The organism is Mycobacterium sp. NPDC006124 (assembly GCF_040614235.1).
Taxonomy (GTDB): domain Bacteria; phylum Actinomycetota; class Actinomycetes; order Mycobacteriales; family Mycobacteriaceae; genus Mycobacterium.
On sequence record NZ_JBEXUA010000004.1, the window covers coordinates 27,583 to 51,979 of the forward strand.

At 68.5% G+C, this 24,397-nt stretch carries 19 protein-coding genes and 1 other RNA gene; 6 read left to right on the plus strand and 14 right to left on the minus strand.

The features are described 5' to 3' along the window. Positions 1-24: 24 nt before the first annotated feature. Complete coding sequence (locus ABZ195_RS09775; RefSeq protein ID WP_355217128.1) at positions 25-1,854, plus strand: amidohydrolase; 1,830 nt, start codon at positions 25-27, stop codon at positions 1,852-1,854. Here the strand turns inward: ABZ195_RS09775 and ABZ195_RS09780 are convergent. Then, the gene (locus ABZ195_RS09780) at positions 1,851-2,333 is read right to left on the minus strand and encodes an RDD family protein (protein WP_355217130.1); all 483 of its coding nucleotides are present in this window, start codon (positions 2,331-2,333) and stop codon (positions 1,851-1,853) included. The two genes, ABZ195_RS09775 and ABZ195_RS09780, sit on opposite strands and share 4 nt — an antisense overlap. A 124-nt stretch (positions 2,334-2,457) precedes the next feature. Here ABZ195_RS09780 and glnA (ABZ195_RS09785) point away from each other — a divergent pair, with 124 nt between their 5' ends. Then, positions 2,458-3,894 carry a type I glutamate--ammonia ligase gene (glnA, locus tag ABZ195_RS09785; RefSeq protein WP_355217131.1) on the plus strand — a complete coding sequence of 479 codons (1,437 nt, stop codon included), beginning with the start codon at positions 2,458-2,460 and terminating at the stop codon, positions 3,892-3,894. Positions 3,895-4,010: 116 nt separating this feature from the next. Then, positions 4,011-4,442, plus strand: a complete 432-nt coding sequence (locus ABZ195_RS09790) for a DoxX family protein (RefSeq protein ID WP_355217133.1) — start codon at positions 4,011-4,013, stop codon at positions 4,440-4,442. Positions 4,443-4,454: 12 nt separating this feature from the next. On the opposite strand, the gene ABZ195_RS09795 is transcribed toward ABZ195_RS09790, so the two are convergent. The 7 genes from ABZ195_RS09795 to ABZ195_RS09825 all read right to left on the minus strand — a co-directional run bounded on the left by ABZ195_RS09795 (position 4,455) and on the right by ABZ195_RS09825 (position 14,917). Further along, positions 4,455-5,315: a TIGR03619 family F420-dependent LLM class oxidoreductase gene (locus ABZ195_RS09795; RefSeq protein ID WP_355217135.1), complete on the minus strand. Its 861-nt coding sequence runs from the start codon at positions 5,313-5,315 to the stop codon at positions 4,455-4,457. Next, positions 5,312-5,944: a PaaI family thioesterase gene (locus ABZ195_RS09800; protein ID WP_355217136.1), complete on the minus strand. Its 633-nt coding sequence runs from the start codon at positions 5,942-5,944 to the stop codon at positions 5,312-5,314. Before ABZ195_RS09800 ends, ABZ195_RS09795 begins: the two co-directional genes overlap by 4 nt. Further along, entirely contained in the window at positions 5,941-8,892 is a 2,952-nt protein-coding gene (locus ABZ195_RS09805; protein WP_355217138.1) for a bifunctional [glutamine synthetase] adenylyltransferase/[glutamine synthetase]-adenylyl-L-tyrosine phosphorylase, read from the minus strand. Before ABZ195_RS09805 ends, ABZ195_RS09800 begins: the two co-directional genes overlap by 4 nt. Before the next feature lie 36 nt (positions 8,893-8,928). Then, on the minus strand, positions 8,929-10,269 hold the full coding sequence (gene glnA / locus ABZ195_RS09810; protein WP_355217140.1) for a type I glutamate--ammonia ligase: 1,341 nt from the start codon (positions 10,267-10,269) through the stop codon (positions 8,929-8,931). An 84-nt stretch (positions 10,270-10,353) separates the two neighbouring features. Continuing rightward, positions 10,354-11,883, minus strand: a complete 1,530-nt coding sequence (locus tag ABZ195_RS09815; RefSeq protein WP_355217142.1) for an alpha/beta hydrolase — start codon at positions 11,881-11,883, stop codon at positions 10,354-10,356. A gap of 89 nt (positions 11,884-11,972) precedes the next feature. Beyond that, a complete protein-coding gene (locus tag ABZ195_RS09820; RefSeq protein ID WP_355217144.1) occupies positions 11,973-13,481 on the minus strand; it encodes an alpha/beta hydrolase in 1,509 nt (502 codons plus the stop codon). A 44-nt stretch (positions 13,482-13,525) separates the two neighbouring features. Then, positions 13,526-14,917, minus strand: coding sequence for a wax ester/triacylglycerol synthase family O-acyltransferase (locus ABZ195_RS09825; protein ID WP_355217146.1), 1,392 nt, complete (start codon positions 14,915-14,917; stop codon positions 13,526-13,528). A 155-nt stretch (positions 14,918-15,072) separates the two neighbouring features. Between ABZ195_RS09825 and panB the strand changes: the two genes are divergently transcribed. Further along, positions 15,073-15,915, plus strand: a complete 843-nt coding sequence (panB, locus tag ABZ195_RS09830; RefSeq protein WP_355217148.1) for a 3-methyl-2-oxobutanoate hydroxymethyltransferase — start codon at positions 15,073-15,075, stop codon at positions 15,913-15,915. A gap of 12 nt (positions 15,916-15,927) precedes the next feature. On the opposite strand, the gene ABZ195_RS09835 is transcribed toward panB, so the two are convergent. Continuing rightward, complete coding sequence (locus ABZ195_RS09835; RefSeq protein WP_355217150.1) at positions 15,928-16,707, minus strand: enoyl-CoA hydratase/isomerase family protein; 780 nt, start codon at positions 16,705-16,707, stop codon at positions 15,928-15,930. 108 nt (positions 16,708-16,815) lie between these two features. On the opposite strand from ABZ195_RS09835, the gene ABZ195_RS09840 reads away from it, so the two are divergent. Then, positions 16,816-18,324, plus strand: coding sequence for a CYTH and CHAD domain-containing protein (locus ABZ195_RS09840; RefSeq protein ID WP_355217152.1), 1,509 nt, complete (start codon positions 16,816-16,818; stop codon positions 18,322-18,324). A gap of 15 nt (positions 18,325-18,339) precedes the next feature. On the opposite strand, the gene rnpB is transcribed toward ABZ195_RS09840, so the two are convergent. The 3 genes from rnpB to ABZ195_RS09855 all read right to left on the minus strand — a co-directional run bounded on the left by rnpB (position 18,340) and on the right by ABZ195_RS09855 (position 20,363). Then, positions 18,340-18,739, minus strand: an RNA gene (gene rnpB / locus ABZ195_RS09845) — RNase P RNA component class A. A gap of 54 nt (positions 18,740-18,793) precedes the next feature. Next, positions 18,794-19,429, minus strand: coding sequence for a class I SAM-dependent methyltransferase (locus ABZ195_RS09850; RefSeq protein ID WP_355217154.1), 636 nt, complete (start codon positions 19,427-19,429; stop codon positions 18,794-18,796). Further along, the gene (locus tag ABZ195_RS09855) at positions 19,416-20,363 is read right to left on the minus strand and encodes an NAD(P)/FAD-dependent oxidoreductase (RefSeq protein ID WP_355217156.1); all 948 of its coding nucleotides are present in this window, start codon (positions 20,361-20,363) and stop codon (positions 19,416-19,418) included. Before ABZ195_RS09855 ends, ABZ195_RS09850 begins: the two co-directional genes overlap by 14 nt. A 47-nt stretch (positions 20,364-20,410) precedes the next feature. Here ABZ195_RS09855 and ABZ195_RS09860 point away from each other — a divergent pair, with 47 nt between their 5' ends. Beyond that, positions 20,411-20,986 (plus strand): XRE family transcriptional regulator, encoded by a 576-nt coding sequence (locus ABZ195_RS09860; protein WP_355217157.1) that lies wholly within the window; start codon positions 20,411-20,413, stop codon positions 20,984-20,986. Here ABZ195_RS09860 and ABZ195_RS09865 read toward each other — a convergent pair. Continuing rightward, positions 20,975-23,863: an RND family transporter gene (locus ABZ195_RS09865; RefSeq protein WP_355217159.1), complete on the minus strand. Its 2,889-nt coding sequence runs from the start codon at positions 23,861-23,863 to the stop codon at positions 20,975-20,977. The two genes, ABZ195_RS09860 and ABZ195_RS09865, sit on opposite strands and share 12 nt — an antisense overlap. After that, positions 23,860-24,306 (minus strand): MmpS family transport accessory protein, encoded by a 447-nt coding sequence (locus tag ABZ195_RS09870; RefSeq protein WP_355217160.1) that lies wholly within the window; start codon positions 24,304-24,306, stop codon positions 23,860-23,862. Before ABZ195_RS09870 ends, ABZ195_RS09865 begins: the two co-directional genes overlap by 4 nt. Between the last annotated feature and the right edge of the window lie 91 nt (positions 24,307-24,397).

Genomic DNA, 24,397 nt, shown 5'->3' on the forward strand with positions numbered 1-24,397 from the left:
GGTCAGTGCCTTCGGGGGGCCAAGGTGTGTACTGCTTGTGAGTTTGCGCCGCACTTCGCGGCGTTCGGCGGGGTCAAGGCCACCCGTCGGACGGTGCTGACCGTCGCCGCGGTGGCCGCTGCGACGACGGCGATGACCGCCTGCTCGTCGCCGTCGTCGTCGTCGACGACGTCGTCGGCACCGTCCTCGAGTCCGGCGTCGGGGACCGCCGACGCCGACTACGTGTTCCACAACGGTCCGATCTACACCGTCGCCGAGAAGAATCCCTGGGCCCACGGGCTGGCGGTCAAGGGCAACGCCATCACCTACGTCGGCGACGAGGCCGGTGCGATGGCGCTGGCCGGTCCGGCGACCAAGGTCGTCGACCTGAACGGCAAGTTGTTGATACCGGGATTCGTCGAGGCTCACATCCACCCGTTCATGGGCGCGTTCCTGACCTCGGGGTTGGACCTGCAACTGCCGACCGGAGCCGACGCCCTCGCCGCCATCGCCAAGTACGCCGCGGACAATCCGGTGGGCCCGGTGCGCGGATTCGGTTGGCGCGTCGACATGTTCGGCCCCGAGGGCCCCACTCGCGGGGACCTGGACCGGATCCTGCCCGACCGCCCCGCCTTCTTCTTCGCCATCGACGGGCACAGCCTGTGGGTCAACTCGAAGGCGCTGCAGATCGCCGGGGTCGACCGAAACAGTCCCGACCCCATCCCCGGGTTCAGCTACTACGCCCGCGACACGAACGGCGACCCCACCGGGTACGTCCTCGAGGTCGTCGCCGAGCTGTCCATAGTCAACGCGGTCGAGCCCATCTCCCCCGAGACGATGGCCACGCTGCTGGCGTCGTGGACGCCGAAGGCCGCGGCGGCCGGCATCACGTCCGTGTTCGACGCCGGGGTGCCGCCCATCGGCGAGGATCAGGCGGCGATCCTCGAGTTGTACGTCGACGCGGAGAAGCGCGGCGAGTTGCCGTTCCGCGTGGTGGCCTCCTACGCCGTCAAGGGACCGCCGGTCGACGACACGGTGGCCAAGATGACCGAGCTGCGCAAACGGATCGACACCGAGCTCGTCCGGGCCACGGTGGTGAAGGTCGTGGGCGACGGCACCCAGGGCGGCTACACCGCCTGGCTGGTGGACCCCTACGCCGACAAGCCCGACAGCACCGGCGGTTCGCCGTTCACCGAGCAGCAGTGGCACCAGATCGTGCGCGACGTGGACGCCGCGGGATTCGACCTGCACGTGCACGCCTGCGGCGAACGCACCGCGCGGGTGGCATTGGACGCCGTGCAGGAGGCGGTCAAGGCCAATCCGCCGCGCGAGCGCCGGCACACCATCGCGCACCTCGTCTACGTCGAGGATTCGGACAACCCACGGTTCGGTGAGCTCGGCGTCATCGCCCAGTTCTCGGCGAACTGGATGTCGGCCGATCCGGACACCGTGACGAACATGGGCGCCCGCTACGGCTCCCCGCGCAAGGAGCTGCTCTACCGCCCACAGGAGATCCTGGGCCGCGGCGGCCGGATCTCACTGGGCACCGACTGGCCCGCCGCAGGCTACTTCTCGACCTACAAGCCGCTGGACTCCATCCAGATCGGCGTGACCCGCCAGCTGATCGGCGATCCGGACGCACCCGTGCTCGCGCCCGCCGACCAGAAGCTGACCGTCGAACAGGCGGTGCACGCCAATACGATGGGCGCGGCCTACCAGATCCGGCTCGACGACCAGATCGGCTCGCTGGAGGTGGGCAAACTCGCCGATCTGATCGTCCTGGACCGCAACGTCTTCGAGATAGACGCCCACGACATCCACGCGGCCAACGTCACGATGACGATGATGAACGGCAAGGTCAGGCACGAGGCCTAGCGCCGGACGACCGCCGTTGCGGTCAACCGGTCCTGGAATCCGCGGCCGTCGGCATCGGTGAACAGGGCGGGAATCACCAGGGCGACCAGCAGCACCCTCGCCGCCGAGCGCCCGATGCCCACGTGCTGGCGATGGTCGACCGAGACCACCTGCAGGCCCAGCGCCAATTGGCCCGGCGTGAAGCTGAACAACCGGACCGAGACGATTCCGAGCACCACCCAGATCACCTCCAGGACCAGGGCCCGGTGGTCGGCGAGCGTGCCACTGCGGTCCAGCGTCCCCACCAGGGAGCCCAGCCCCATCGCGATCAGCCAGTCGAGTGTGACGGCCAGGACCCGGCGTCCGGTACCGACGAGCGAGCCGGATCCCGACGGCGGCAGGCCGAGGCGTTGACCGGCGTAGTCGTTGGGCCCCTGGCTGACGTCGCCGGCCTCGGACGGCGGCGGTCCGGAGAGCCAGGAACCAAAGGTGCGGGCCATGAAACCAGCATAGGGTGGGCCCGCGGCACCACCACGTAACGTCGGCGCAACATGGCATTGACCGGCGCGCAATATGGTGTCCCTAGCGTCGAACGGCGGATCACCAGTCAAAGGAGAATTCTCAGTGCCAGAAAAGACTGCAGACGACATCTTCAAGCTGATCAAGGACGAGAACGTCGAGTACGTCGACATTCGCTTCTGCGATCTGCCCGGCGTCGTCCAGCACTTCTCGATCCCCGCCTCGGCGTTCGACGCCAGCGTCTTCGAGGACGGTTTGGCGTTCGACGGTTCGTCGGTACGCGGCTTCCAGTCGATCCACGAATCCGACATGATGCTGCTTCCGGATCCCGACACCGCGCGCATCGATCCGTTCCGGCACGCCAAGACGCTCAACCTCAGCTTCTTCGTGCACGATCCGTTCACCCGCGAGGCCTACTCGCGCGACCCGCGCAACGTGGCCCGCAAGGCGGAGAACTACCTGGCCAGCACCGGTATCGCCGACACCTGCTTCTTCGGCGCCGAGGCCGAGTTCTACATCTTCGACTCGGTGACCTTCGACTCGAAGATCAACGGCACCTCCTACGAGGTCGACTCCGAGTCGGGCTGGTGGAACACCGGCGAGCCGTTCGAAGCCGACGGCAGCCCCAACCTCGGCTACAAGGTCCGCCCGAAGGGGGGCTACTTCCCCGTCGCGCCTTACGACCACTACGTCGACCTGCGCGACGAGATGGCGACCAACCTGCAAAACGCCGGGTTCACCCTCGAGCGCGGCCACCACGAGGTCGGCACTGCCGGTCAGGCCGAGATCAACTACAAGTTCAACACGCTGCTGGCCGCCGCCGACGACGTACTGCTCTTCAAGTACATCATCAAGAACACGGCGTGGAAGAACGGCAAGACCGTCACCTTCATGCCCAAGCCGCTCTTCGGCGACAACGGTTCGGGCATGCACGCCCACCAGTCGCTGTGGAAGGACGGCAAGCCGCTGTTCCACGACGAGTCGGGCTACGCCGGTCTGTCGGATCTGGCGCGCCACTACATCGGCGGCATCCTGCACCACGCTCCGTCGCTGCTGGCGTTCACCAACCCGACGGTGAACTCCTACAAGCGCCTGGTGCCGGGCTACGAGGCCCCGATCAACCTGGTGTACAGCCAGCGCAACCGCTCGGCATGCGTGCGCATCCCGATCACCGGCAACAACCCGAAGGCCAAGCGCCTCGAATTCCGGTGCCCGGACAGCTCGGGCAACCCGTACCTGGCGTTCGCGGCGATGCTGATGGCCGGCATCGACGGCATCAAGAAGAAGATCGAGCCGTTGGCGCCCGTCGACAAGGACCTCTACGAGCTGCCTCCCGAGGAGGCCGCGAACATCCCGCAGGCACCGACGTCGCTGTCGGCGGTGATCGACCGTCTCGAGGAGGATCACGACTACCTCACCGAGGGTGGCGTGTTCACCGAGGACCTGATCGACACCTGGATCTCCTACAAGCGGGAGAACGAGATCATGCCGATCCAGATCCGTCCGCACCCGTACGAGTTCTCGCTGTACTACGACGTGTAGGTCGTTTCGGCGTCCTGGTCGGTTCGCGAAGCCGGGCGGAGTTCACTCCGCCCGGCTTCGTCGTGTCGCGAACCGTACGACTATACGGACCGGGGTCCGGATAGTAGGGTGGTCGCATGCTGACGAATCTCGACGCCAGACTTGCCCCCCATGCACCCGCCGTACTGAGCCTCTTCCGCGTGGTCTTCGCCCTGTTGTTCTTGTGCCACGCCACCTCTCACCTCTTCGGTTGGCCGATGGCCAGCCAGCAGGCGCCCGTCGGCGTGTGGCCGTTCTTCTACGCCGGCGTCATCGAACTGGTCACCGGCGTCCTCATCGCCCTCGGGTTGTTCACCCGCATCGCGGCCTTCTTCGCCTCGGGGACCATGGCGTTCGCCTACTTCACCCAGCATTTGCCGAAGGGGCCCATTCCGCTGGTCGACGGCGGCGAGGCGGCCGTTCTCTACTGCTTTGCGTTCTTCCTGCTGGTGTTCACCGGCGGCGGGGCGTGGGCGATCGACGCGCGACGTCGCTCGGGTTCGGCGGCGGTCACCCGCACCAGGGGCTGACTCCGGGATCGGTCACCGGTCCAGCGCCAGGTCCTTGCGAAAGCGCTTCATGCCGTCGATCTTCTCCGCCGTGGTGGCCTGGGGTCCCGAATAGAACATCCACGGTTGAGTCAGCACGTGGGTGATGCCGGCGGCCTCCGCCCGCTCGTAGTCCGGCGCGGTGAACGCATCGGTCAACGGCGTCAGAATGGTGAAGTCGTCCATGCCGAGCCCGGCTTCGGCGCGTAGCTCGCGCAACCGCCGGGCGCCGGCGATGGCCCGCTCGGTGGTGATCAGGTCGCCGATCCAGCCGTCGTTGCGAGCCGCCCGACGCAGCGCCACCTCGCTCAACCCGCCGACGAAGATCGGGATGCGTGGCGGCGTGGGCTCCATCTCCAGCCGCGGAGCGTGGTAGAACTCGCCGTCGAACTCCGTCCACCCCGGCGCCCAAAGCTCACGCAGCAGAACCAGCATCTCGTCGGTGCGCTTGCCGCGGCGGTCGAAGCGTTGGCCCAACAGCGCGAACTCCTCCTCGCACCATCCCACGCCGATACCCAGTTCGACCCGGCCACCGGCCAGATGTGCCGCCGTGCCAACGGCTTTGGCCACCGAATAGGGGTCGCGCATGCCGGGGATGAACACCGTGGTGACGAAGTGCAACCGCTCGGTCACCAGGGCCAGCGCGCCGATCAGCACCCACGGGTCGGGCCAGTCGGTGAACGGCGGCCACCGGCGTTCGCCGTCCTTGGTGTAGGGATACGGCGTGGCCAGCGTCTCGAGGTTGACGACGTGGTCGGGAATGCCGAACCCCTCGTAGCCGAGATCGTCTGCCGCCTTGGCCAATTCGACCATCTCGCGGGTCGGCAGGAACGCGGGGCTGACGTAGAACTTCATGACTGCCCCCGCGCCCACGCCGGTCGGATGAACACCCCGTGGGCCTCCACCGTCGGCCCCTCGGCGTCGGCGAGGAACCCGCGTGCATGGGTCTTGACGCCCTCGGTCCGCTCCACCACCGCCTCGGCCCGCACCGGGCCCAGTGGGGTGCCGCGCAAGTAGCGCAGGGTGATGGTGCCGGTGTACAGCGGCTTGGTCAGCCCGTCGCTGGCCACCTCTCCGAGCAGGTGGTCGAGCACCAGCGCGCAGATGCCGCCGTGCACCAGACCCGGGGGCCCCTCGTAGGGCAACCCGAGGTCGAACTCAGCCCAGCACCGGCCGTCCTCGTGGTGGATGACCATCGGCGGCGCGATCGCATTGCGAAGTCCCACTGCGGGATTCGCCCATGCCAGGGGCACTCCGGTCTCGGCGTGGCGCAGCGTCGAGGTCGTCGTGCGCTGGGCAGTGCGCAGCCGGGCGGTGACCGCCTCGATCGCCGCGGTGGCCTCGCGGGCGGTGGCGTCGTCGACGTCGGTGCGGATGCCCGCGTCGATCAGCTCCCGGATGGCGTCGGTCAGGCCGCCGTGCACCTCCTGCTGACGCTCGTATTCCTGCGCGGTGATGACGTCGAACGGGAAGTCGGCGCTCACTCGCCGAACACCCGTCGCACCACCGTCTTCGCGCGCCGCGTCACCCGCAGGTAGTGGTCGAGGAACTCGCTGCCGTCGCTGTTGTCCCAGCCCGCCGCGACGGCCACCGCGTTGAGCTGGCGGCCCGGACCCGGCAGTTGGTCGGTCGGCTTGCCGCGCACCAGCACCAGGGCGTTGCGGGCCTTGGTCGCGGTCAGCCAGGCCTGCCGCAGCAGGTCGACGTCACCCTCGGCGATGAGCTCGGCGGCACCGATCGCGTTGAGGGTGTCCAGCGTGGACGTGCTGTGCAGCGCCTCGATCTCGTGCCCGTAGCGCAGCTGCAGCAGCTGCACCGTCCACTCGACGTCGGCGAGACCGCCGCGGCCAAGTTTGGTGTGCGTGTTGGGATCCGCCCCGCGGGGCAGGCGCTCGGCGTCGATGCGGGCCTTCACCCGGCGGATCTCCCGCACCGCCTCGACGGACACGCCCCCGGACGGGTAGCGGGTCTTGTCTGCCATCAGCAGGAAGCGGTAGCCCAGGTCCTCGTCACCCGCGACGCGATGCGCCCGCAGCAGCGCCTGCACCTCCCAGGTCTGGGCGAATCGCGCGTAGTACGCCTCGTAGGAGGCGAGCGTGCGCACCAGCGGACCGCTGCGGCCCTCGGGACGCAGGTTGGTGTCGACCTCCAGCGGCGGATCCGCGCTCGGGGTGCCCAGCAACGCGCGGACCTGTTCGGCGATGGTCACCGACCACTTCACCGCCACGGATTCCTCTGCGCCACCGAGGGGTTCGCAGACGAACATCACGTCGGCGTCCGACCCGTAGCTCAGTTCACCGCCACCGAGCCGGCCCATGCCGATCACGGCGATCGTCGCGGGCGGACCGCCCGCGGGCGAGTTCGCGCGGATCACCACGTCCAAGGCGGCCTGGAGCACCGCCACCCACACCGAGGTCAGCGCCCGGCACACCTCGGTGACCTCGAGCATGCCGAGCAAGTCCGCCGACGCCAGGCGCGCCAGCTCCTGGCGTCGCAGCGTCCTGGCGGCGGCGATCGCCCGCAGCGGGTCGGTGTGACGCCCCACCGACGCGATCAGCGCGTGGGCCAGGCCCTCCGGTTCGACCTCCAGCAGCTTGGGTCCCGACGGGCCGTCGGCGTACTGCCGGATCACCTCGGGGGCACGCATGAGCAGTTCGGGGACGAAGGCCGAGGTGCCCAGCACGTGCATCAGGCGCTTGGCCACCGCACCCTCGTCGCGCAGCGAGGCGAGGAACCATCGCTGCTCGGCCATCTCCTCGCTGAGTCTGCGGTAGGCCAGCAATCCGGCGTCCGGGTCGGGCGTGTCGGACAACCAGTCCAGCAGCGTCGGCAGCAGCACCTGCTGCACCCGGCCGCGTCGGCCGCTGCTGCCGGTGAGCGCCGCCAGATGCGTCAGCGCGCTCTGCGGCCCCTCGTAACCCAGTGCGGCGAGCTGACGTTCGGCCGATTCGGGCGACATGGTCGGGGAGATCTCGAGGGCGTCGACCTCGACGGACTCCAGCAGCGGTTGGTAGAACAGCTTGGCGTGCAGACGCGAGACGCGCAGGCTCTGGCGCTTGAGCTCCTCCCGCAGCACGCCGAGAGCGTCGTGCTGACCGTCGGGTCGCATGTGTGCGGCTCGAGCCAGCCACCGCATGGCCTCCTCGTCGCCGGCCTCGGGCAGCATGTGGGTGCGCTTGAGCCGCTGCAGTTGCAGGCGGTGTTCGAGGAGCCGCAGGAATTCATACGACGCGGTCAGGTTCGCGGCGTCGTCACGGCCGATGTACCCGCCGGCGCCCAACGCGGCCAAGGCGTCGACCGTCGAGGCCACGTGCAGCGATTCGTCGTTGCGGCCGTGGACGAGTTGCAGCAACTGGACGGCGAATTCGACGTCGCGCAGGCCACCGGTGCCCAGCTTGATCTCACGGGACCGCACCCCCGCGGGGACCAGTTCCTCGACGCGTCGGCGCATCTTCTGGACCTCTGAGACGAAGTCCTCGCGTTCGCACGCCGCCCAGACCATCGGCATCAGCGCGGCCATGTACCGCTGGCCCAATTCGGCGTCGCCGACTGCCGGGCGGGCCTTCAGCAGCGCCTGGAACTCCCAGGTCTTGGCCCACCGTTCGTAGTACGCCACATGGGATTCCAGCGTGCGAACCAGTTCACCGCTCTTGCCCTCCGGACGCAGGCCGGCGTCGACTTCGAAGAACGCCTCCCCGGCGAACCGCATCATCTCCCCGGCCAACCTGGCGCTGACCGCGTCGGCCTTCTCGCAGACGAAGATGACGTCGACGTCGCTGACGTAGTTCAGTTCACGTGCCCCGCACTTGCCCATCGCGATGACGGCCAGCCGCGGTGGTGCGGCGTCCTTGCACACCGTCCGGGTGGCGACCACCAGCGCGGCGGCCAAGGCCGCGTCGGCGAGGTCTGCGAGGTGCTCCCCCACCGTCGGGAACGGCAGCACGGGTTCGTTCTCCACCGTCGGCGCCAGGTCCAGTGCGGCCAGCACCAGCAGCCGGTCGCGGTAGAGCACGCGTAGATCGTTTGTCTCCGAGGTGTTCTCGGCCATCTCGACGAAGTCCCGACGCTGCTCGTCGCGCCCGGGCAGTGTGACCTGACCGGCCAACAGGTGCCAACTCGTCGGTTTCGTGACGAGGTGGTCGCCCAACGCCAGCGACGAGCCCAGCACGCCGAACAGCCGGCCCCGCAGGCCGCGGTCCTTCACCAGCGCGCGGTTGAGTTCCTGCCACTCGTCGCCGAGTGCGTCGGCCAGCCGCACCATGGTTCGCAGCGCGGTGTCGGCGTCGGGCGCGCGCGAGAGCGACCACAGCAACTCGACGTACTCGTCGGTGGTCCACCCCAGCCGGTCCAGACCCGCACGCGCGGGGGGCTCCACCAGTCCGAGCCGACCGACGCTGGGCAGCGTCGGTCGCTGCGTCGCTGGTTTGGCCACCCCCTCACGGTAACGCAGGGGGTGGGGCCGCCGGCCCTACAGGGAGAGGTAGGCCTTCAGCTCGTACGGCGTCACGTTGCTGCGGTAGGTCTCCCACTCGGCGCGCTTGTTGCGCAGGAAGAAGTCGAAGACGTGTTCGCCGAGCGCCTCGGCTACCAGTTCGGAGTTCTCCATCTCTCCGAGGGCCACCCCGAGGCTGCCTGGCAGCTCCTTGTAGCCCATCGCGCGGCGTTCCTCCGGCGTCAGGTTCCACACGTTGTCCTCGGCCTGCGGCCCGAGCACGTAGTTCTTCTCGACGCCGCGCAGTCCCGCCGCCAGCAGCACCGCGAACGCGAGGTAGGGGTTGCACGCCGAATCGGGGCTGCGCACCTCGATGCGGCGCGAGGAGGCCTTGCGCGGCGTGTACATCGGGACCCGGACCAGCGCCGAGCGGTTGGCCGCCCCCCATGACGCCGCGGTGGGTGCCTCGCCGCCGTGCACCAGCCGCTTGTAGGAGTTGACCCACTGATTGGTGACCGCGCTGATCTCGCTGGCGTGTTCGAGGATGCCGGCGATGAACGACTTGCCGATCGCCGAGAGCTGCAGCGGATCGTCGGGAGTGTGGAAGGCGTTGGAGTCGCCCTCGAACAAGCTCATGTGGGTGTGCATCGCAGACCCGGGATACTCCGAGAACGGCTTCGGCATGAACGTCGCCCGAACGCCCTCGGTCAGGGCGACCTCCTTCACCACGTAGCGGAAGGTCATCACGTTGTCGGCCATCGACAGTGCGTCGGCGTAGCGCAGGTCGATCTCCTGCTGCCCGGGTGCTCCCTCGTGGTGGCTGAACTCCACCGAGATGCCCATCGACTCCAGCGCGTCGATCGCATGGCGGCGGAAGTTGGGGGCGGAGTCGTGCACCGCTTGGTCGAAGTAGCCGCCGTTGTCGGCGGGCACGGGCTCGGAGCCGTCGTACGGTCCGGGCTGCAGCAGGAAGAACTCGATCTCCGGGTGCACGTAGCAGGAGAAGCCCAACTCGCTGGCCTTGGCCAGCTGCCGGCGCAGCACGTGCCGGGAGTCGGCCCACGACGGTGAGCCGTCGGGCATCGTGATGTCGCAGAACATGCGGGCGGAGTGGTGCTTTCCGCCGCTGGTGGTCCAGGGCAGCACCTGGAAGGTCGACGGATCGGGTCGGGCGACGGTGTCGGACTCCGACACCCGGGCGAAGCCCTCGATCGACGAGCCGTCGAAACCGATGCCCTCCTCGAATGCGCCCTCCAGCTCGGCAGGGGCGATCGCCACGGACTTGAGGTAACCGAGAACGTCGGTGAACCACAGCCGCACGAATCGGATGTCACGCTCCTCGAGCGTCCGGAGCACGAATTCCTTCTGCCGATCCATGTGCGAAGCGTAGGCATCCGCTGTTAATTCCGTGTTACGCGCCTGCTGCGTATGGTGAGCGGCTCGGCAGGTCGGCCTCGCCGGCTAACACCTCAGGTCTGTTGCAGGCGGCACGAGGTCGACCAGGAACCTGACGACGGCGGAGTCGACGCACGCGTCGCCGTTGAAGACCACGGTGTGCTGGGTCCCGTCGAAGGTGATCAGCGACGCGTCCATCTCGCGCGCCAGATCCACGCCGGCCTGATACGGCGTCGCCGGGTCGTGGGTGGTCGAGACCACGACGACCTTGCCCGGCCCGGGTGAGGTCGCGGCGTACGGCGCCGACGTCGGCGGCACCGGCCACATGGCGCAGGCATCCCTGGGAGCGATGCCGGTGAACTCGCCGTAGGACATGAACGGCGCCGCGGCCCGGCCCTGGCGGTCGGCCTCGGCCCACACGGCGGGATCGGTCGGGTAGGGCGAGTCGACGCACCTGATGGCGGTGAACGCATCCTGCTGATTGGTGTAGTGCCCGGCCGAGTCGCGCTGCTGATAGTCGTCGGCGAGCAACAGCAGATCCCCCGCGTCGGTGCCGCGTTGCAACCCCAGCAGCCCGCTGGTGAGGAACTTCCAGTACCGCTGGGTGTACAGCGCGTTGACGGTGCCGGTGATGGCGTCCTGATAGCCCAGCCCGCGCGGATCCGACGTTCGGCCCGGCTGTCGTACCAACGGGTCGACCAGTTGGTGGTACCGCGCGACGAACTGCGTCGGGTCCTGACCCAGCGGGCAGTCCACCGAGCGCGCGCAGTCGGCGGCGTAGTCGTCGAAGGCAGTCTGGAAGCCGGCGAGCTGGCGGACGTTCTCCGACACCGGGTCGGCGCCGGGGTCGACGGCACCGTCGAGGGTCATGGTCCGCACGCGGTCACCGAACAACTCGGCGTATTTGGCGCCGAGTTCGGTGCCGTAGGAGTAGCCGAGGTAGTTGATCTGGTTCTCCCCCAACGCGGCTCGCACGACGTCCATGTCGCGCGCGGTGGAGGCGGTGCCCACGTTGGCCAGGAAGTCCAGCCCGGTGCGGGCGACGCACTCACGGGCGACCTGCTGGTAGATCTGCTCGATGCGGGCCACGCCGGCGGGGCTGTAGTCGGTCAGCGACTCGCGACGGAAGGCGTCGAATTCGGCGTCGCTGCGGCACCGCACCGCAGGGGTGGAGTGGCCGACGCCGCGTGGATCGAAGCCGACGAGGTCGAAGCGTCGGGTGACCTCGTCGTCGCCGAAGCCGACGGCCATCGCGGCGACGGCGGTGACCGCCGAGGCACCCGGCCCGCCGGGGTTGACCATCAGCGCGCCGATCCGGTCACCGGTGGCCGGCACCCGGATGACCGCCAACTGTGCTTGCGGCCCTTCGGGTTTCGCGTAGTCGACGGGCACGCTCACCATGCCGCACCGGGCGGTCGGCAAAGCGGTGGCCGACCCGATGAAGCCCGCGCAGCTGCCCCACACCGGGGGTTGACCGTACTGCAGCGTGGGCGACCCCTCGGGGGACGCCGCCGCCACCGGTGACACCAGCGTCGACGCCAGCACCAGTGCGGGCAGTGCCGCGATCAGCCTGCCCACCATCGCCATGGCGAACATGGTTGCACGCAAGGCAGTTCGGTGGTCGTGCGGGGCTCGAGCAGACACGAGTCGGCAACCGGACGGTGATCCGACGGTGACCTTCTCGGTCAGCAGGTCGAACCGGGCGGCGGCACCTCGACGTCGACCAGGTACTTGGCGGCGATGTCGTCGACGCACCTGTTGCCCTGGAACACCACCGTGTGCTGGGTGCCGTCGAACGTCACCAGCGTGCCGCCGAGTTGCTTGGCCAGGTCGACACCGGCCTGATACGGCGTCGCCGGATCGTTGGTCGTCGAGACCACCAGCACCGGAGGAAGCCCCGCGACCGAGATCTGATGGGGCTTGGACGTCGCGGGCACGGGCCAGAAGGCGCACGTGCCCAGCGGCGCGTTGCCGGTGAACTGCCCGTAGCTCATGAAGGGGGCGACCTCACGGGCGCGACGATCCTCGTCGACGACGGTCTTGCGATCGGTGATCGGCGGCTCGTCGACGCAGTTGACGGCCACCCGCACGTCGGTGGAGTTGTTGTAGTGCCCGTTCTCGTCGCGGCCCATGTAGAGATCGGCCAGGGCCAGCATGGTGTCGCCGTTGCCGTTCTTGAGCTCGGAGAGCGCCTGGGTGAGGTGGCGCCACAGGTTGGGCGAGTACAGCGGCAGGATGGTGCCGACGATGGCGTCGCTGTAGCTCAGGCCGCGCGGATCCCGGGTCTTGGCCGGATTGCCGACCAGCGGCTCGACCATGTCCTTGTAGACGTCGACGGCCTTGGTGGGATCGGTGCCCAGCGGGCATCGCGGACTCTTCGCGCAGTCGGCCGCGTAGTCGTTGAACGCCGTCTGGAACGCCGCGGCCTGACGGATGTCGGCCTCCACCGGATCGGCGTTGGGGTCCACCGCGCCGTCGAGGATCATGGCGCGCACGTTCTGGGGGTAGGCCTCCGCGTACGCCGAACCGATGCGCGTGCCGTAGGAGTAGCCGAGGTAGGTCAGCTTCTGGTCGCCTAGCGCAGCCCGCATGGCGTCGAGATCCTTGATGACACTTGATGTTCCGACGTTGGCGAGGAAGTCGTCGCCCATCTTCTCGACGCATCGCGCGACGAAGTCCTTGGTCTCGGACTCGATGTGGGCGACGCCCTCGGGGGTGTAGTCGACCTGGTCGTCGGCCCGTTGCCGGTCGTTGTCGGCGTCGCTGTTGCACCACACCGCCGGGGTGGAGGCACCGACCCCGCGGGGGTCGAAGCCGACGAGGTCGAAACGCTGGCGAACCGAGTCGGGGATCGCGCCCACGAGGGAGGCGGCGGCGTTCACGCCGGACTCGCCGGGCCCGCCGGGGTTGACCACCAGCGAGCCGATCTTGTCCCCCGTCGCCTTGAAGCGGATCATCGCCAGGCGGGCGACGTCACCGTCGGGCTTGGTGTAATCGACCGGCACCGAGAGCTTTCCGCATTCGGCGCCCGCCGGGATGCGGACGTCGGAGGACGCGAGGTCGCACTGCGACCATTCGATCGGCGACCCCGGCCGCGGCGTGGCGATGACACCGCGCCCGTCGACCAGACGGCTGCACCCGGCCACCAGCAGCACGATGAGAGTGGCCGCGAGGACCCCGCGTCTGAGGTTCATGGCTGTCATGCTGCCATGAAGGGGCGTCGGCCCAGTTGAGGGTGTCAACCCGCGGCGTTCAACAACTCCTTGAGCGCGGCCTCGAAGTCGTCGGCCATGTCCCACAGATCAGGCAGCAGGTCGGGGCAGGAGATCAGTCCCACGTCGAGCGTGCCGTTGAGCGACATCACGGTCACGTTGAGCCCCGATCCGTGGAAGATCGGCCCCAGCGGGTACATCGCGTCGACCTGTGCGCCCAGGAAGTACAGCGGCACCTGCGGCCCCGGCACGTTGGACACCACCAGATTGTGCACGGGCACCGCGCTCGTCAACCGACTCGAGGCGTAGACGCGCATGGCCACCCCGAACACCGCGGGCGCCGCGAACTGCGACCAGTCCTGCAGCAGCGTCGCACCGATCGCCGCACTGTGTTGCTTGGCAACGGAATTCGCGCCGGCGATGGCCCGCAGGCGCTCGGCGGGATCCTCGACGTCGGTGTACAGGCTGGCGAACATGCCCGACACCTGGTTGCGGCCCGGTCGGTCGGACTTGTCGTGTACCGACACCGGGACCATCGCCACCAGCGTGCTGTCGGGCAGTTCGTCACGGTCGAGCAGGAACCGTCGCAGCACCCCGGCCACCAACGCCATCACGACGTCGTTGACCTTGACGCCGAACTGGTTCTTGACGGTCTTGACGTCCTCGAGGTCGAGTTGGGCGAAGGCGACGTTGCGGCGACCGGTGACCGTCGCGTTGAACCGGGTCGTCGGCGCGGCGAACGGCGCCGCCATGGTCAGGCCGCTGCGCGCACGCCGCACGGTGTCCAGGACCGTCGACAGCGTCGACGGCACCACGTTGGCCAGCTTCAGCGGCCGCGTGGCGAACTTGAATGCGCCGCTGACGGCGATCTCGAGATCCGATCCGCCGCCGACGCCCTCGACGGGATCGGGGGCGGGCGCGTCGGGTTCGGTGGTGCACAGCTGCGACATCAGATTGGCGCCGGTGACGCCGTCGACGCCGGCGTGGTGCACCTTGGTCAGCACGGCGAGCCGCCCGCCGGAACCCGCGTCGACGCCCCCGACGTTCTCGATGATCCACATCTCCCACAGCGGTCTGGTGCGGTCCAGCGTCAGCGAGGCGATGTGGCCGCAAATCTCGCCGAGCTCGACGCGACCTCCGGGCGAGGGCAGTCCGATGCGGTGCAGGTGCCGGTCGACGTCGAAGTCGTGGTCCTCCACCCACACCGGGTGGTCGAGATTGAACCGGTTGTCGGCGAGCTTCTCCCGAAACTCCGGCATCGCCTTGATGCGCTGGATCAGGGCCTCACGCATCCGGTCGAAGCTGTAGCCGCCGGGGATGGTGGAGGGGTCGATCTCCAGGATCGAGCACACGTGCAGCGGCTGCGCGGACGTTTCGAGGTAGAGGAAGCTGGCGTCGAGTCCGCTGAGCCGTTGCATGTCGCCGATGGTAGGCCCGCCACCGGCCCAGGTGTGAGGAACTGCACTCAAGCGACGGTTCACCTTCGGCCGGCGGGATGACAGACTCGAGACGTCAGATGACCCGGGGACCCGGATGGGCCTCGAGGAATGAGTCGACGAGATTGAGGACAACGATGTCTGAGCAGACGGTTTACGGTGCCGCCACCGAAACGCCAGCCCCGCGGGGCAAGATCCGCACCCATCACCTTCTCAAGTGGAAGGCCGAGGGGCACAAGTGGTCGATGCTCACCGCATACGACTTCTCCACCGCACGCATCTTCGACGAGGCCGAGATCCCCGTTCTGCTCGTCGGCGACTCGGCGGCGAACGTGGTCTACGGCTACGACACCACCGTCCCGGTCACCGCCGACGAGCTCATCCCCCTAGTGCGCGGCGTGGTGCGCGGCGCTCCCCACGCCCTGGTGGTGGCCGATCTTCCGTTCGGCAGCTACGAAGGAGGCCCGACGCAAGCTCTCCAGACGGCCACGCGCTTCATGAAGGAGGCCGGCGCGGCCGCGGTGAAGCTGGAGGGCGGCGAGCGGGTCGCCGAGCAGATCGCGACCCTGACCCAGGCCGGCATCCCGGTGGTGGCCCACATCGGGTTCACCCCGCAGAGCGTCAACGGGCTGGGCGGTTTCCGAGTTCAGGGCCGGGGCGACGCCGCCGAGCAGACCGTCCACGACGCCATCGCCGTCGCCGAGGCCGGCGCGATCGCGGTCGTGCTGGAGATGGTGCCCGCCGAGTTGGCCACTCAGATCACCGGCAAGCTGACCATTCCCACGATCGGCATCGGCGCCGGACCCAACTGCGACGCCCAGGTGCTGGTGTGGCAGGACATGGCCGGGATGACGGCGGGCCGGACCGCCAAGTTCGTCAAGCGCTTCGGCGACGTGGGTGGTGAATTGCGCCGCGCCGCAACGCAGTACGCCGCCGACGTGGCCACCGGCGCGTTCCCCGCCGAGGAGCACTCCTTCTAGGCGACACCGCTTCTAGGCGAACTCGGCCCGTCGCTTGCCGAGGAACGCGGCGACGCCTTCCTTGCCGTCGGCGGAATCGGCGCACTCCGCGATCAGCCGGGCCTCGCGAGCCACCTGGTCCTCGAAGGTCGACGCGTACGCCGTCAGCAGCAGTTCCTTGACCGCAGCGTTGGATCGTCGTGCCCCGGAAGCGGTTCGGGCCGCCAGCGCCTCGAGGGCGTCGGGCAGTTCGGCGTCGGGCACCACCGTGGTGACCAGTCCCCAATCCAGGGCCTCGGCGGCGGTCAGCACCCGGTTGGTGATCATCAGCTCCTGGGTCCTGCGCAGACCGATCAGGCGGGGCAACAGGTACGACGAACCGCCGTCCGGGCTCAGGCCCGCCTTCGTGTAGGCCATCGTGAACGACGCCGACTCCGCGGCGAGGACCAGATCACCGGACACCGCAAGCGGGAACCCGGCTCCGGCGGCGACACCGTTGGCCGCGGTGATGACCACGGCGTCCATCCTGGCGAACGTCGACATGGCACGGTGCAGGTCCTGAGCCATGCCGTCGACGTAGGCGCCGGGACTGGCAGCGCCGGCCACCGCCTTGAGATCGCCTCCGGCGCAGAAGAACTTGCCCTCGCCGGTGATGGTGACGACCTTGACGGCCTCGTCGTCGCAGAGGGTCGCGGCCTCGGCAAGCTCCCGGGTCAGAGTGTCGTTCATCCCGTTGGCGGCCTCGGGTCGGTCCAGGACGATGCCGACGACGGCGCCGGACTGGGTGAACTTCAGCGTTTCGAATTGGGGCACGGCCCGACGTTATCGCACGCGGTGTCCGGGCTCGGGGCTCGTGCGGTCCTCCGTTCACCTTGATGTGGCAACCTGTTCACCTATTCCAGAATCGAACCGAAGGTGAAGATGTCAGCCCAGAAGCGCAAGCCGTCGCGCCACACGGAGGTCGAGCGCAAGTTCGCGGTCACCGGCGACACCGTGTCCCCGTCCTTCGGCGGCCTGTCCTCGGTGGCCAAGGTGGAACGCTCCCCCGTCCAGCAGCTCGACGCCGTCTACTTCGACACTCCGGACCAAGATCTCGCCCGGCACCGGATCACGTTGCGGCGCCGCACGGGTGGCCCCGACGCGGGGTGGCACCTCAAGCTTCCCGCCGGCGCCGACGCCAGGACCGAGGTCCGCACGCCGCTCGGGGACTCGGGCGCGCCGGACGACACCGTCCCCGACGAGTTGCGCGACGTGGTGCTCGCGATCGTCCGGGACCGCCCGTTGCGGCCGGTGGCGCACATCTCCACCACCCGCACGGTGGACCTGCTGTTCGCTCCGGACGGCGCTGCGTTGGCCGAGTTCTGCGACGACGTCGTGCGGGCGTCGGCCAACGGTGAGACCGAGGCTCAGGAATGGCGCGAGTGGGAGCTCGAGCTCGTCGAGGGCGCCGGTGGTGACGCGGCGTTGCTCGACCGACTGGCCAACCGGCTGTTCGACGCGGGCGCCGAACCGGCCGGGCACGGCTCGAAACTGGCGAAGGTGCTCGACACCCCTGCCCAGGCGGCACCGCCGTCGGACGACCCGGTGCACCGCGCCGTCGCCGAGCAGGTCGAGCAGCTTCTGGTGTGGGACAGGGCCGTTCGGGCCGACGCCTGGGACTCCGTGCACCAGATGCGGGTGACCACCCGCAAGATTCGCAGCCTGCTGCGCGCCTCGGAGGAATCGTTCGGCATCTCCGACGACTCGTGGCTGCTCGAGGAGCTCAAGGTACTGGCCGGCATTCTCGGTGGCGCACGCGACGCGGAGGTGCTCGCCGAGAAGTACGAGACCGTACTCGCCGAGTTGCCCGCCGACCTGATCCGCGGCCCGGTCCGCGAACGGCTCGTCGACGGCGCCAAGCGCCGCTACCGCGCCGGCTGGAAGCGGTCCCTGGTGGCGATGCGCTCCGAGCGGTACTTCCGACTGCTCGACGGACTCGAGGCGCTGCTGACCTCGGAACCGACGCCCTCGCCGTCCGGGTCGGAACCCGAACCCGTGACCGTGGCCGGGGCGTATCGGCGGCTGCGCAAGTCCGCCAAGAAGGCCGACGTCGCCGCCGCGGACGACACCGTCTCCCCCGAGGACGCCGACGAGGCGCTGCACGCGATTCGCAAACGGGCCAAGCAGCTCCGCTACACGGCCTCCGCGCTCGGCGAGGACGACGTGGCCGACGAGGCCAAGTCGATTCAGTCACTGCTCGGCGACCACCAGGACAGCGTGGTCAGCCGGGCGCACCTGTCCGAGGAGGCCGAGGCCGCCCACGCCGCGGGTGAGGACACCTTCACCTACGGGGTGCTCTTTCAGCTCGAAGCCGAGATCGCGCGGCGCGCGGAGGAGAAGCTCGACGCGGCGCTCACGGGTTTGAAGAAGGCGGTGCGCGCCGCCCGCTAGGACGGCGGGCGAGGGCGGACGAGTTGGCCTGTAAGCCGGATTCTGTTCCGCGCCGTCACGAATGACGGCGCGGCGGCGACCATCCATCTGGACACACCGTCACCGGGTGCCTCGAGCGGCCTACCCGCGAACTCGGGCGAGCAGCCCTCGAACGTCCGCGCAACCGCAACCAGGTTGCGGCCTTCTTGGCCTTGCTTCGGGTGGGGTTTACCTAGCCACTCCGGTCACCCGGAATGCTGGTGCGCTCTTACCGCACCGTTTCACCCTTACCACCCTTGCGAGTGGCGGTCTGTTCTCTGTGGCACTGTCCCGCGAGTCACCTCGGATTGCCGTTGGCAATCACCCTGCTCTGCGAAGTCCGGACTTTCCTCGACGTGCGGGCGAACCCGAACGCCGCGGCCGCCCGGCCAACTCGTCCGCGGTGAACACGGTACTCCGGGACTGGCGCCGGGACCCCCACCGGCCCGACTCAGCCGCGCCGGCGCAGCACCATCACGTTGTCGCGCCAGGTGAACGGCTGCCCGTCGGGGTCGGTGCCCTCGCGTTCGACGACCTCGACGCGCACCCGGTCCCAGTGCTCGTCGGGCAGGTCGAGTTCGGCCAGCACCTCCGCTGGCGTCGGGAACGGGTGGTCGTGCGGCACCTTCTTCGAGAACGGCGGCGGCGCGGCGTGGTCGACGACGACCAGCAGACCTCCGACGGTGACGGCGGCCGCGGCCCTGCGCAAGATCTGGGGTCGTTCCAACCGCACCGTCGAGTGCAGGAACTGCGCGGAGATCAGATCGAAGGTGCCCTCGGGAAAGCTGTCGGAGAGGTCGTGGCGTTCGAATGCGATGCGGTCGCGGACGCCCCGGGCCTCGGCGGCGGCCTCGGCGCGTCCGATGGCCGTGTCGGCTACGTCGACGGCCGTCACCTGCCATCCGTTCTCCGCCAGCCACACGGCGTCGCCGCCCTCACCGCACCCGAGGTCCAGCGCATGACCGGGGGTCACCCCGGCGAGGATGCCCGGCAGTTGGGCGTTGACCCGTCCGCTCCAGATGCGTTCGCGCTCTGCGTAATGCGAGTCCCAGAACTTGCGGACGGTCTCGTCGTCATGCACTGACATCGGCGTTCTCCTTCTGGTTGGGCCACGGTGGGGTGGGCAGGCCGACGTCGTCGGCCAGCAGACTTTGCACGACGGCGGCGCCGCTCAGCGATCCCGTCGAGATCGCCGCGGCGACCTGCGGCATCGACGCGCTGACGTCGCCTGCGGCGAACACTCCTGACACCGACGTCCGTTGGAACGGGTCGACGACGACGGAGTCCTCGGCCACGGGCCCCGGCGGGGCCAGGGCGACCCCGAGTTGGGTGGCCAGGTCCGAACGCTGCCGCAGGGTCGTCGACACCAGCACGGCGCGACGGGGCAGCCGGTCACCGTCGGCGAACTCGACGGCCACCAATTCGCCTGCCTCGGAGACCAATCGGGCCACCTCACGCTCGTCGACCGGCAGGTCGGCGGTGAACTCAGCCGGGCCGTTCGTCAGCACCACGACGTCGTCGGTCCAGCCGCGCAGCATCAGGGCCAGGTGTTCGGCGCGCTCACCGTCGGCCAGCACGGCGATCGGTTGGTCGCGAGCCTCCCAGCCGTGGCAGAACGGGCAATGGAAGGCCGAGCGCCCCCACAGTTCGGCGAGCCCGGGGATGGGCGGTGTCACGTAGTCCATGCCGGCGGCGAGCAGCACCCGTCTGGTGCGGACCGCGCTGCCGTCGGCCAGGCCGAGGACGAAGCCGGCGCCGTCGGGCGCCCCGGTGGTCACCTCACCCGTGCGCACCTCGACCGTCGGGTACGTCTCCAGTTCGGTCCGCCCCGTGGCGTACAGCTCGGCGGGGGGCCTGCCGTCGTGGCCGAGGAGACCGCCGATGCCGTGGGCGGGCAGATTGCTCTGACGTCCTGCGTCGACGACCAGCGTGCGACGCCTGGCCCGGCCCAGCACCAGTGCCGCACTCAGTCCCGCGGCACCTCCGCCGACGACGACGCAGTCGAATTCCGTGGTGTCCATGACCACCACCTTGCCGACCCCCGACGGTTCTGCCAACATGATTTGCCATGCAGGCAAAGGACGGGGATGACGTGGACCTGCGGGTCCGGCGACGGCTGCGTGAATTGCGCACGCAACGCGGCCTCACCCTCGAGGAGGTCGCGACGAGGGCCGACATCGACGTCTCCACGCTGAGCCGATTGGAGTCGGGCAAGCGAAGGTTGGCCCTCGACCACCTGCCCCGCCTCGCGTCGGCACTGTCGGTCAGCACCGACGACCTGCTGCGAGCCCCCGCGGCCGAGGACCCCCGCGTGAAGGGCGCCTCCCACACCCACGACGGCGTGACCTATTGGCCGCTGACCCACAGCGGACCGGCCGCCGGCCTGCACGCCTTCAAGATTCGGGTCAGCGCCCGCCGTCGCACGCCACCCGCCGAGTTGCCGGTGCACGACGGCCAGGACTGGATGTACGTGCTGTCCGGGCGCCTACGCCTGATCCTCGGCGAACGCGACTTCGTCATCAAACCTGGTGAGGCCGTTGAGTTCTCGACGTGGACGCCACACTGGTTCGGCACCGTCGACGGACCGTCGGAGGCGGTGGCCATCTTCGGTCCGCACGGCGAGCGGTTGCACCTACGCGCGTGAGCCGGAGTCCTTGGTCTCGGGTCCGAGCAGCTTGCGCACCGAGATCCGGGATCCGAAGGGCTGCAACATCTGGCTGGCCGGTCGTGTGCGCACGTTCAGCGGCCACCAGAACCACCGTCCCAGCATCGCGGCGATCGACGGTGTCATGAACGAGCGGACGATCAGCGTGTCGAACAGCAGACCCATGGCGATCGTGGTGCCGATCTGGCCGAGCACGACCAGGTCACTGAACGCGAAGGACGCCATCGTGAACGCGAAGACCAGTCCGGCGGCGGTGACGACACCACCGGTGCCCGCCATCGCCCGGATGATGCCGGTGTTCAGGCCGGCCCCGATCTCCTCCTTGAACCTCGATATCAGCAGCAGGTTGTAGTCGGCACCCACCGCCAGCAGCAGGATGATCGCCAGCGCAGGCACGATCCAGTAGAGCTCGATGCCGAAGATGTACTGCCACACCAGGACCGCCAGGCCAAGCGAGGCGCCCAACGACAGCACCACGGTGCCGACGATCACCACAGCGGCGACCATGCTGCGGGTGATGAACACCATGATGAGCAGAATCAGGGCGATCGCGGCGATGGCCACGATCAGCAGGTCCCAGGTCGACCCCTCCTGGATGTCCTTGTACGTCGACGCGGTGCCGGCGACGTAGATCTTGGCATCCGACAACGGCGTCGCCTTGATCGCGTCGAAGGCGGCGTTGCGCAGGGCGTCGATGTGCGAGATTCCCTCCGGCGTCGCGGGATTGCCCTCGTGGGTGATCGTCATCCGGGCGGCCTTGCCGTCGGGTGACATGAACAGCTTCAGCCCGCGCTTGAAGTCGGCGTTGTCGAAGGCCTCGGGAGGCAGGTAGAACGAATCGTCGTTCTTCGCGTCGTCGAAGGCCTTGCCCAACGCGGTGGCGTTCTTCAACGCCTCCTGGCTTTGGGTGTTGGTGCCGCCGGTGGTCGCGTAGTTCGACTGCAGCAGCTCGCGATTGGCCTCTTGCACCTCCAGCTGCGGCGGGATCAGCGCCACCAGTTGCGGTTGCAGGGCGTTGAGCTTGTCGAGGCTGGCTGTGACCTGCGAGAACTTGTCGCTGAGTTCGGAGATGCCGTCCAGCGAATCGAACACCGATCGCAACGCTGCGCACGACGGGATGTCGAAGCAGTGCGGCTCCCAATAGAAGTAGTTGCGCAACGGCCGGAAGAAGTCGTCGAAGTTCGCGAGGTTGTCGCGCACCTGGTTGATCGTCGTCACCGTGTCGTGGAAGGCCTCGACCTGTTCATTGGTGGCGGCGGCACTCTGCTTCTGCAGCTCGAGTTGCTGCTGCAGGATGGCGATCGACTTGGTCGTCTGGTCGACCTGTTTGAGGATGTCCTGCGCGCGCGCCTGCTGGTAGCTCAGGTTCATGATCTGCCCGGCGCTCTGAGCGCTGATCTGAAACGGTATGGAGCTGTGGGTGATCGGCGTGCCCAGCGGTCTGGTGATGGACTGCACCAGCGCGATGCCCGGGGTGTGCAGCACCGCCTTGGCGACGCGTTCCAGGATCAGCATGTCCGACGGGTTGCGCATGTCGTGATCGGATTCGATCATCAACAGCTCGGGGTTGAGCCGGGCCTCGGAGAAGTGCCGCTCCGCCGCGGCGTAACCGACGTTGGCCGGTGCAGTGTCGGGCAGGTACGGCCGGCCGTCGTAACTGATCTTCGCCCCCGGCAACGCCAGGACGCCGATGGCGGCGATGCCGAGCGACACCACCAGGATTGGACCTGGCCACCGCACGATCGAGGTACCGATGCGACGCCATCCCGACGCCCGCACCTTGCGTCTGGGTTCGAGCAGGCCGAAGCGGCTCACGATCACGATGACGGCGGGCCCCAACGTGAGCGCCGCCACCAGCGTCACCAGCACGCCGAGCGCAGCAGGCACGCCGAGGGTCTGGAAGTACGGCAACCGGGTGAAGTAGAGACACGCCACGGCCCCGACGATGGTCAAGCCCGAGCCGACGATGACGTGCACCGTCCCGCGGAACATGTCGTAGTACGCCTCGGCGCGCTCCAGGCCACGGTTGCGGGCCTCCTGATATCGGCCGACGAGGAAGATCGCGTAGTCGGTGCCGGCGGCAATCGCCAACAGCGTCAACAGATTCGTCGCATACGTCGACAGGCCGATGACGCCGGTGTGGCCCAGCGTCGCGACGATGCCTCGGGCGGCCATCAGCTCCACGGCCACCACCACGAGCATGATGAGCATGGTGACCAGCGACCGGTAGACGATCAGCAGCATCACCGCGATGACCGCGAAGGTGATCGCGGTGACCTGATGTGTTCCGGCATTGCCGACTTCGAAGTTGTCGGTGATGGTCGGGGCGGCACCGGTGACGTAGGCCTTGACTCCCGGCGGCGCCGGGGTGTCGGCGACGATCTTGCGGATGCTGTCGACGGACTCGTTGGACAGCGCCTCGCCCTGGTTGCCGCGCAGATAGACCTGGACCAGGGCCGCCTTGCCGTCCTTGCTCTGCGCGCCGCCCGCGGTCAGCGGGTCGCCCCAGAAGTCCTGCACGTGCTCGACGTGGGTGGTGTCGGCGTTGAGCTTCTTGACCAGGACGTCGTAGTAGTCGTGGGCGTTCTGGCCGAGCTTCTCGTCACCCTCCAGGACGATCATCGCGGCGCTGTCGGAGTCGAACTCCTGGAACTTCTGGCCGATGTGCCGCATCGCCATGATCGAGGGCGAGTCCGAGGCGTTCATCGCGACGGAACGTTCCTCGCCGACGGTCTCCAACTGGGGCGAGACGACGTTGGTCAACACCGCTATCGCGATCCATAGCAACAGGATTGGCAGCGCCATCGTCCACATGAAACGCGCCGGACGCGACCTCAGCGTCGAGTGCTCGCTCATGCGGACTTGTCCAGGCAGGCGATGTATCCGTTCACGTTGCTGGCGGACCTTTCGTCCTTGACGATGCCGTTGACGGTGATGCGGCACGTGATGGGAGCCGAGTCACCCTGAGCGCGAAGATCGGCGAAGAGTGTCGGATCGTCGGTGGTCAACGTGTGCGACCACGGCAACGGCACGTCGTCGACGCGTTGGGGTTGGGCGTTCTCGTCGAGGTAGTTGATGGTCGCCGTCGCACCTGGACTGCCGAACACCTCGAACAGGACCCGCTTGGGGTTGTAGCCGGTGTTCTCCAGCGCGTCCGCGGCGGGCCGTGACACCTGGTTGTCGGAGCCGAAGATCCCGTGCAGTCGGGTGACGCTGAAGACCACCAGCGCGACCACTACGACCGCCACGACGATCGTCCATTGTCGCCTCAGGACGCGCCCGATCGAAAGCTTGCTCACTCATACGCCTTTCGACAGCCGGCGACGTGGCTGCACCGGAATCGTCGCCCCTGGCCGAAACCAAGAGCGACCTGAGAGACGGTACGGTACG

Excerpts from the sequence above, each read along its gene's own strand:
- ABZ195_RS09780 (WP_355217130.1), bottom strand. The coding sequence starts at position 2,333 with ATGGCCCGCACCTTTGGTTCCTGGCTCTCCGGACCGCCGCCGTCCGAG.
- ABZ195_RS09790 (WP_355217133.1), top strand. The coding sequence starts at position 4,011 with ATGCTGACGAATCTCGACGCCAGACTTGCCCCCCATGCACCCGCCGTA.
- ABZ195_RS09795 (WP_355217135.1), bottom strand. The coding sequence starts at position 5,315 with ATGAAGTTCTACGTCAGCCCCGCGTTCCTGCCGACCCGCGAGATGGTC.
- glnA (WP_355217140.1), bottom strand. The coding sequence starts at position 10,269 with ATGGATCGGCAGAAGGAATTCGTGCTCCGGACGCTCGAGGAGCGTGAC.
- ABZ195_RS09815 (WP_355217142.1), bottom strand. The coding sequence starts at position 11,883 with ATGTTCGCCATGGCGATGGTGGGCAGGCTGATCGCGGCACTGCCCGCA.
- ABZ195_RS09820 (WP_355217144.1), bottom strand. The coding sequence starts at position 13,481 with ATGAACCTCAGACGCGGGGTCCTCGCGGCCACTCTCATCGTGCTGCTG.
- ABZ195_RS09825 (WP_355217146.1), bottom strand. The coding sequence starts at position 14,917 with ATGCAACGGCTCAGCGGACTCGACGCCAGCTTCCTCTACCTCGAAACG.
- panB (WP_355217148.1), top strand. The coding sequence starts at position 15,073 with ATGTCTGAGCAGACGGTTTACGGTGCCGCCACCGAAACGCCAGCCCCG.
- ABZ195_RS09840 (WP_355217152.1), top strand. The coding sequence starts at position 16,816 with ATGTCAGCCCAGAAGCGCAAGCCGTCGCGCCACACGGAGGTCGAGCGC.
- ABZ195_RS09850 (WP_355217154.1), bottom strand. The coding sequence starts at position 19,429 with ATGTCAGTGCATGACGACGAGACCGTCCGCAAGTTCTGGGACTCGCAT.
- ABZ195_RS09855 (WP_355217156.1), bottom strand. The coding sequence starts at position 20,363 with ATGGACACCACGGAATTCGACTGCGTCGTCGTCGGCGGAGGTGCCGCG.
- ABZ195_RS09860 (WP_355217157.1), top strand. The coding sequence starts at position 20,411 with ATGCAGGCAAAGGACGGGGATGACGTGGACCTGCGGGTCCGGCGACGG.
- ABZ195_RS09865 (WP_355217159.1), bottom strand. The coding sequence starts at position 23,863 with ATGAGCGAGCACTCGACGCTGAGGTCGCGTCCGGCGCGTTTCATGTGG.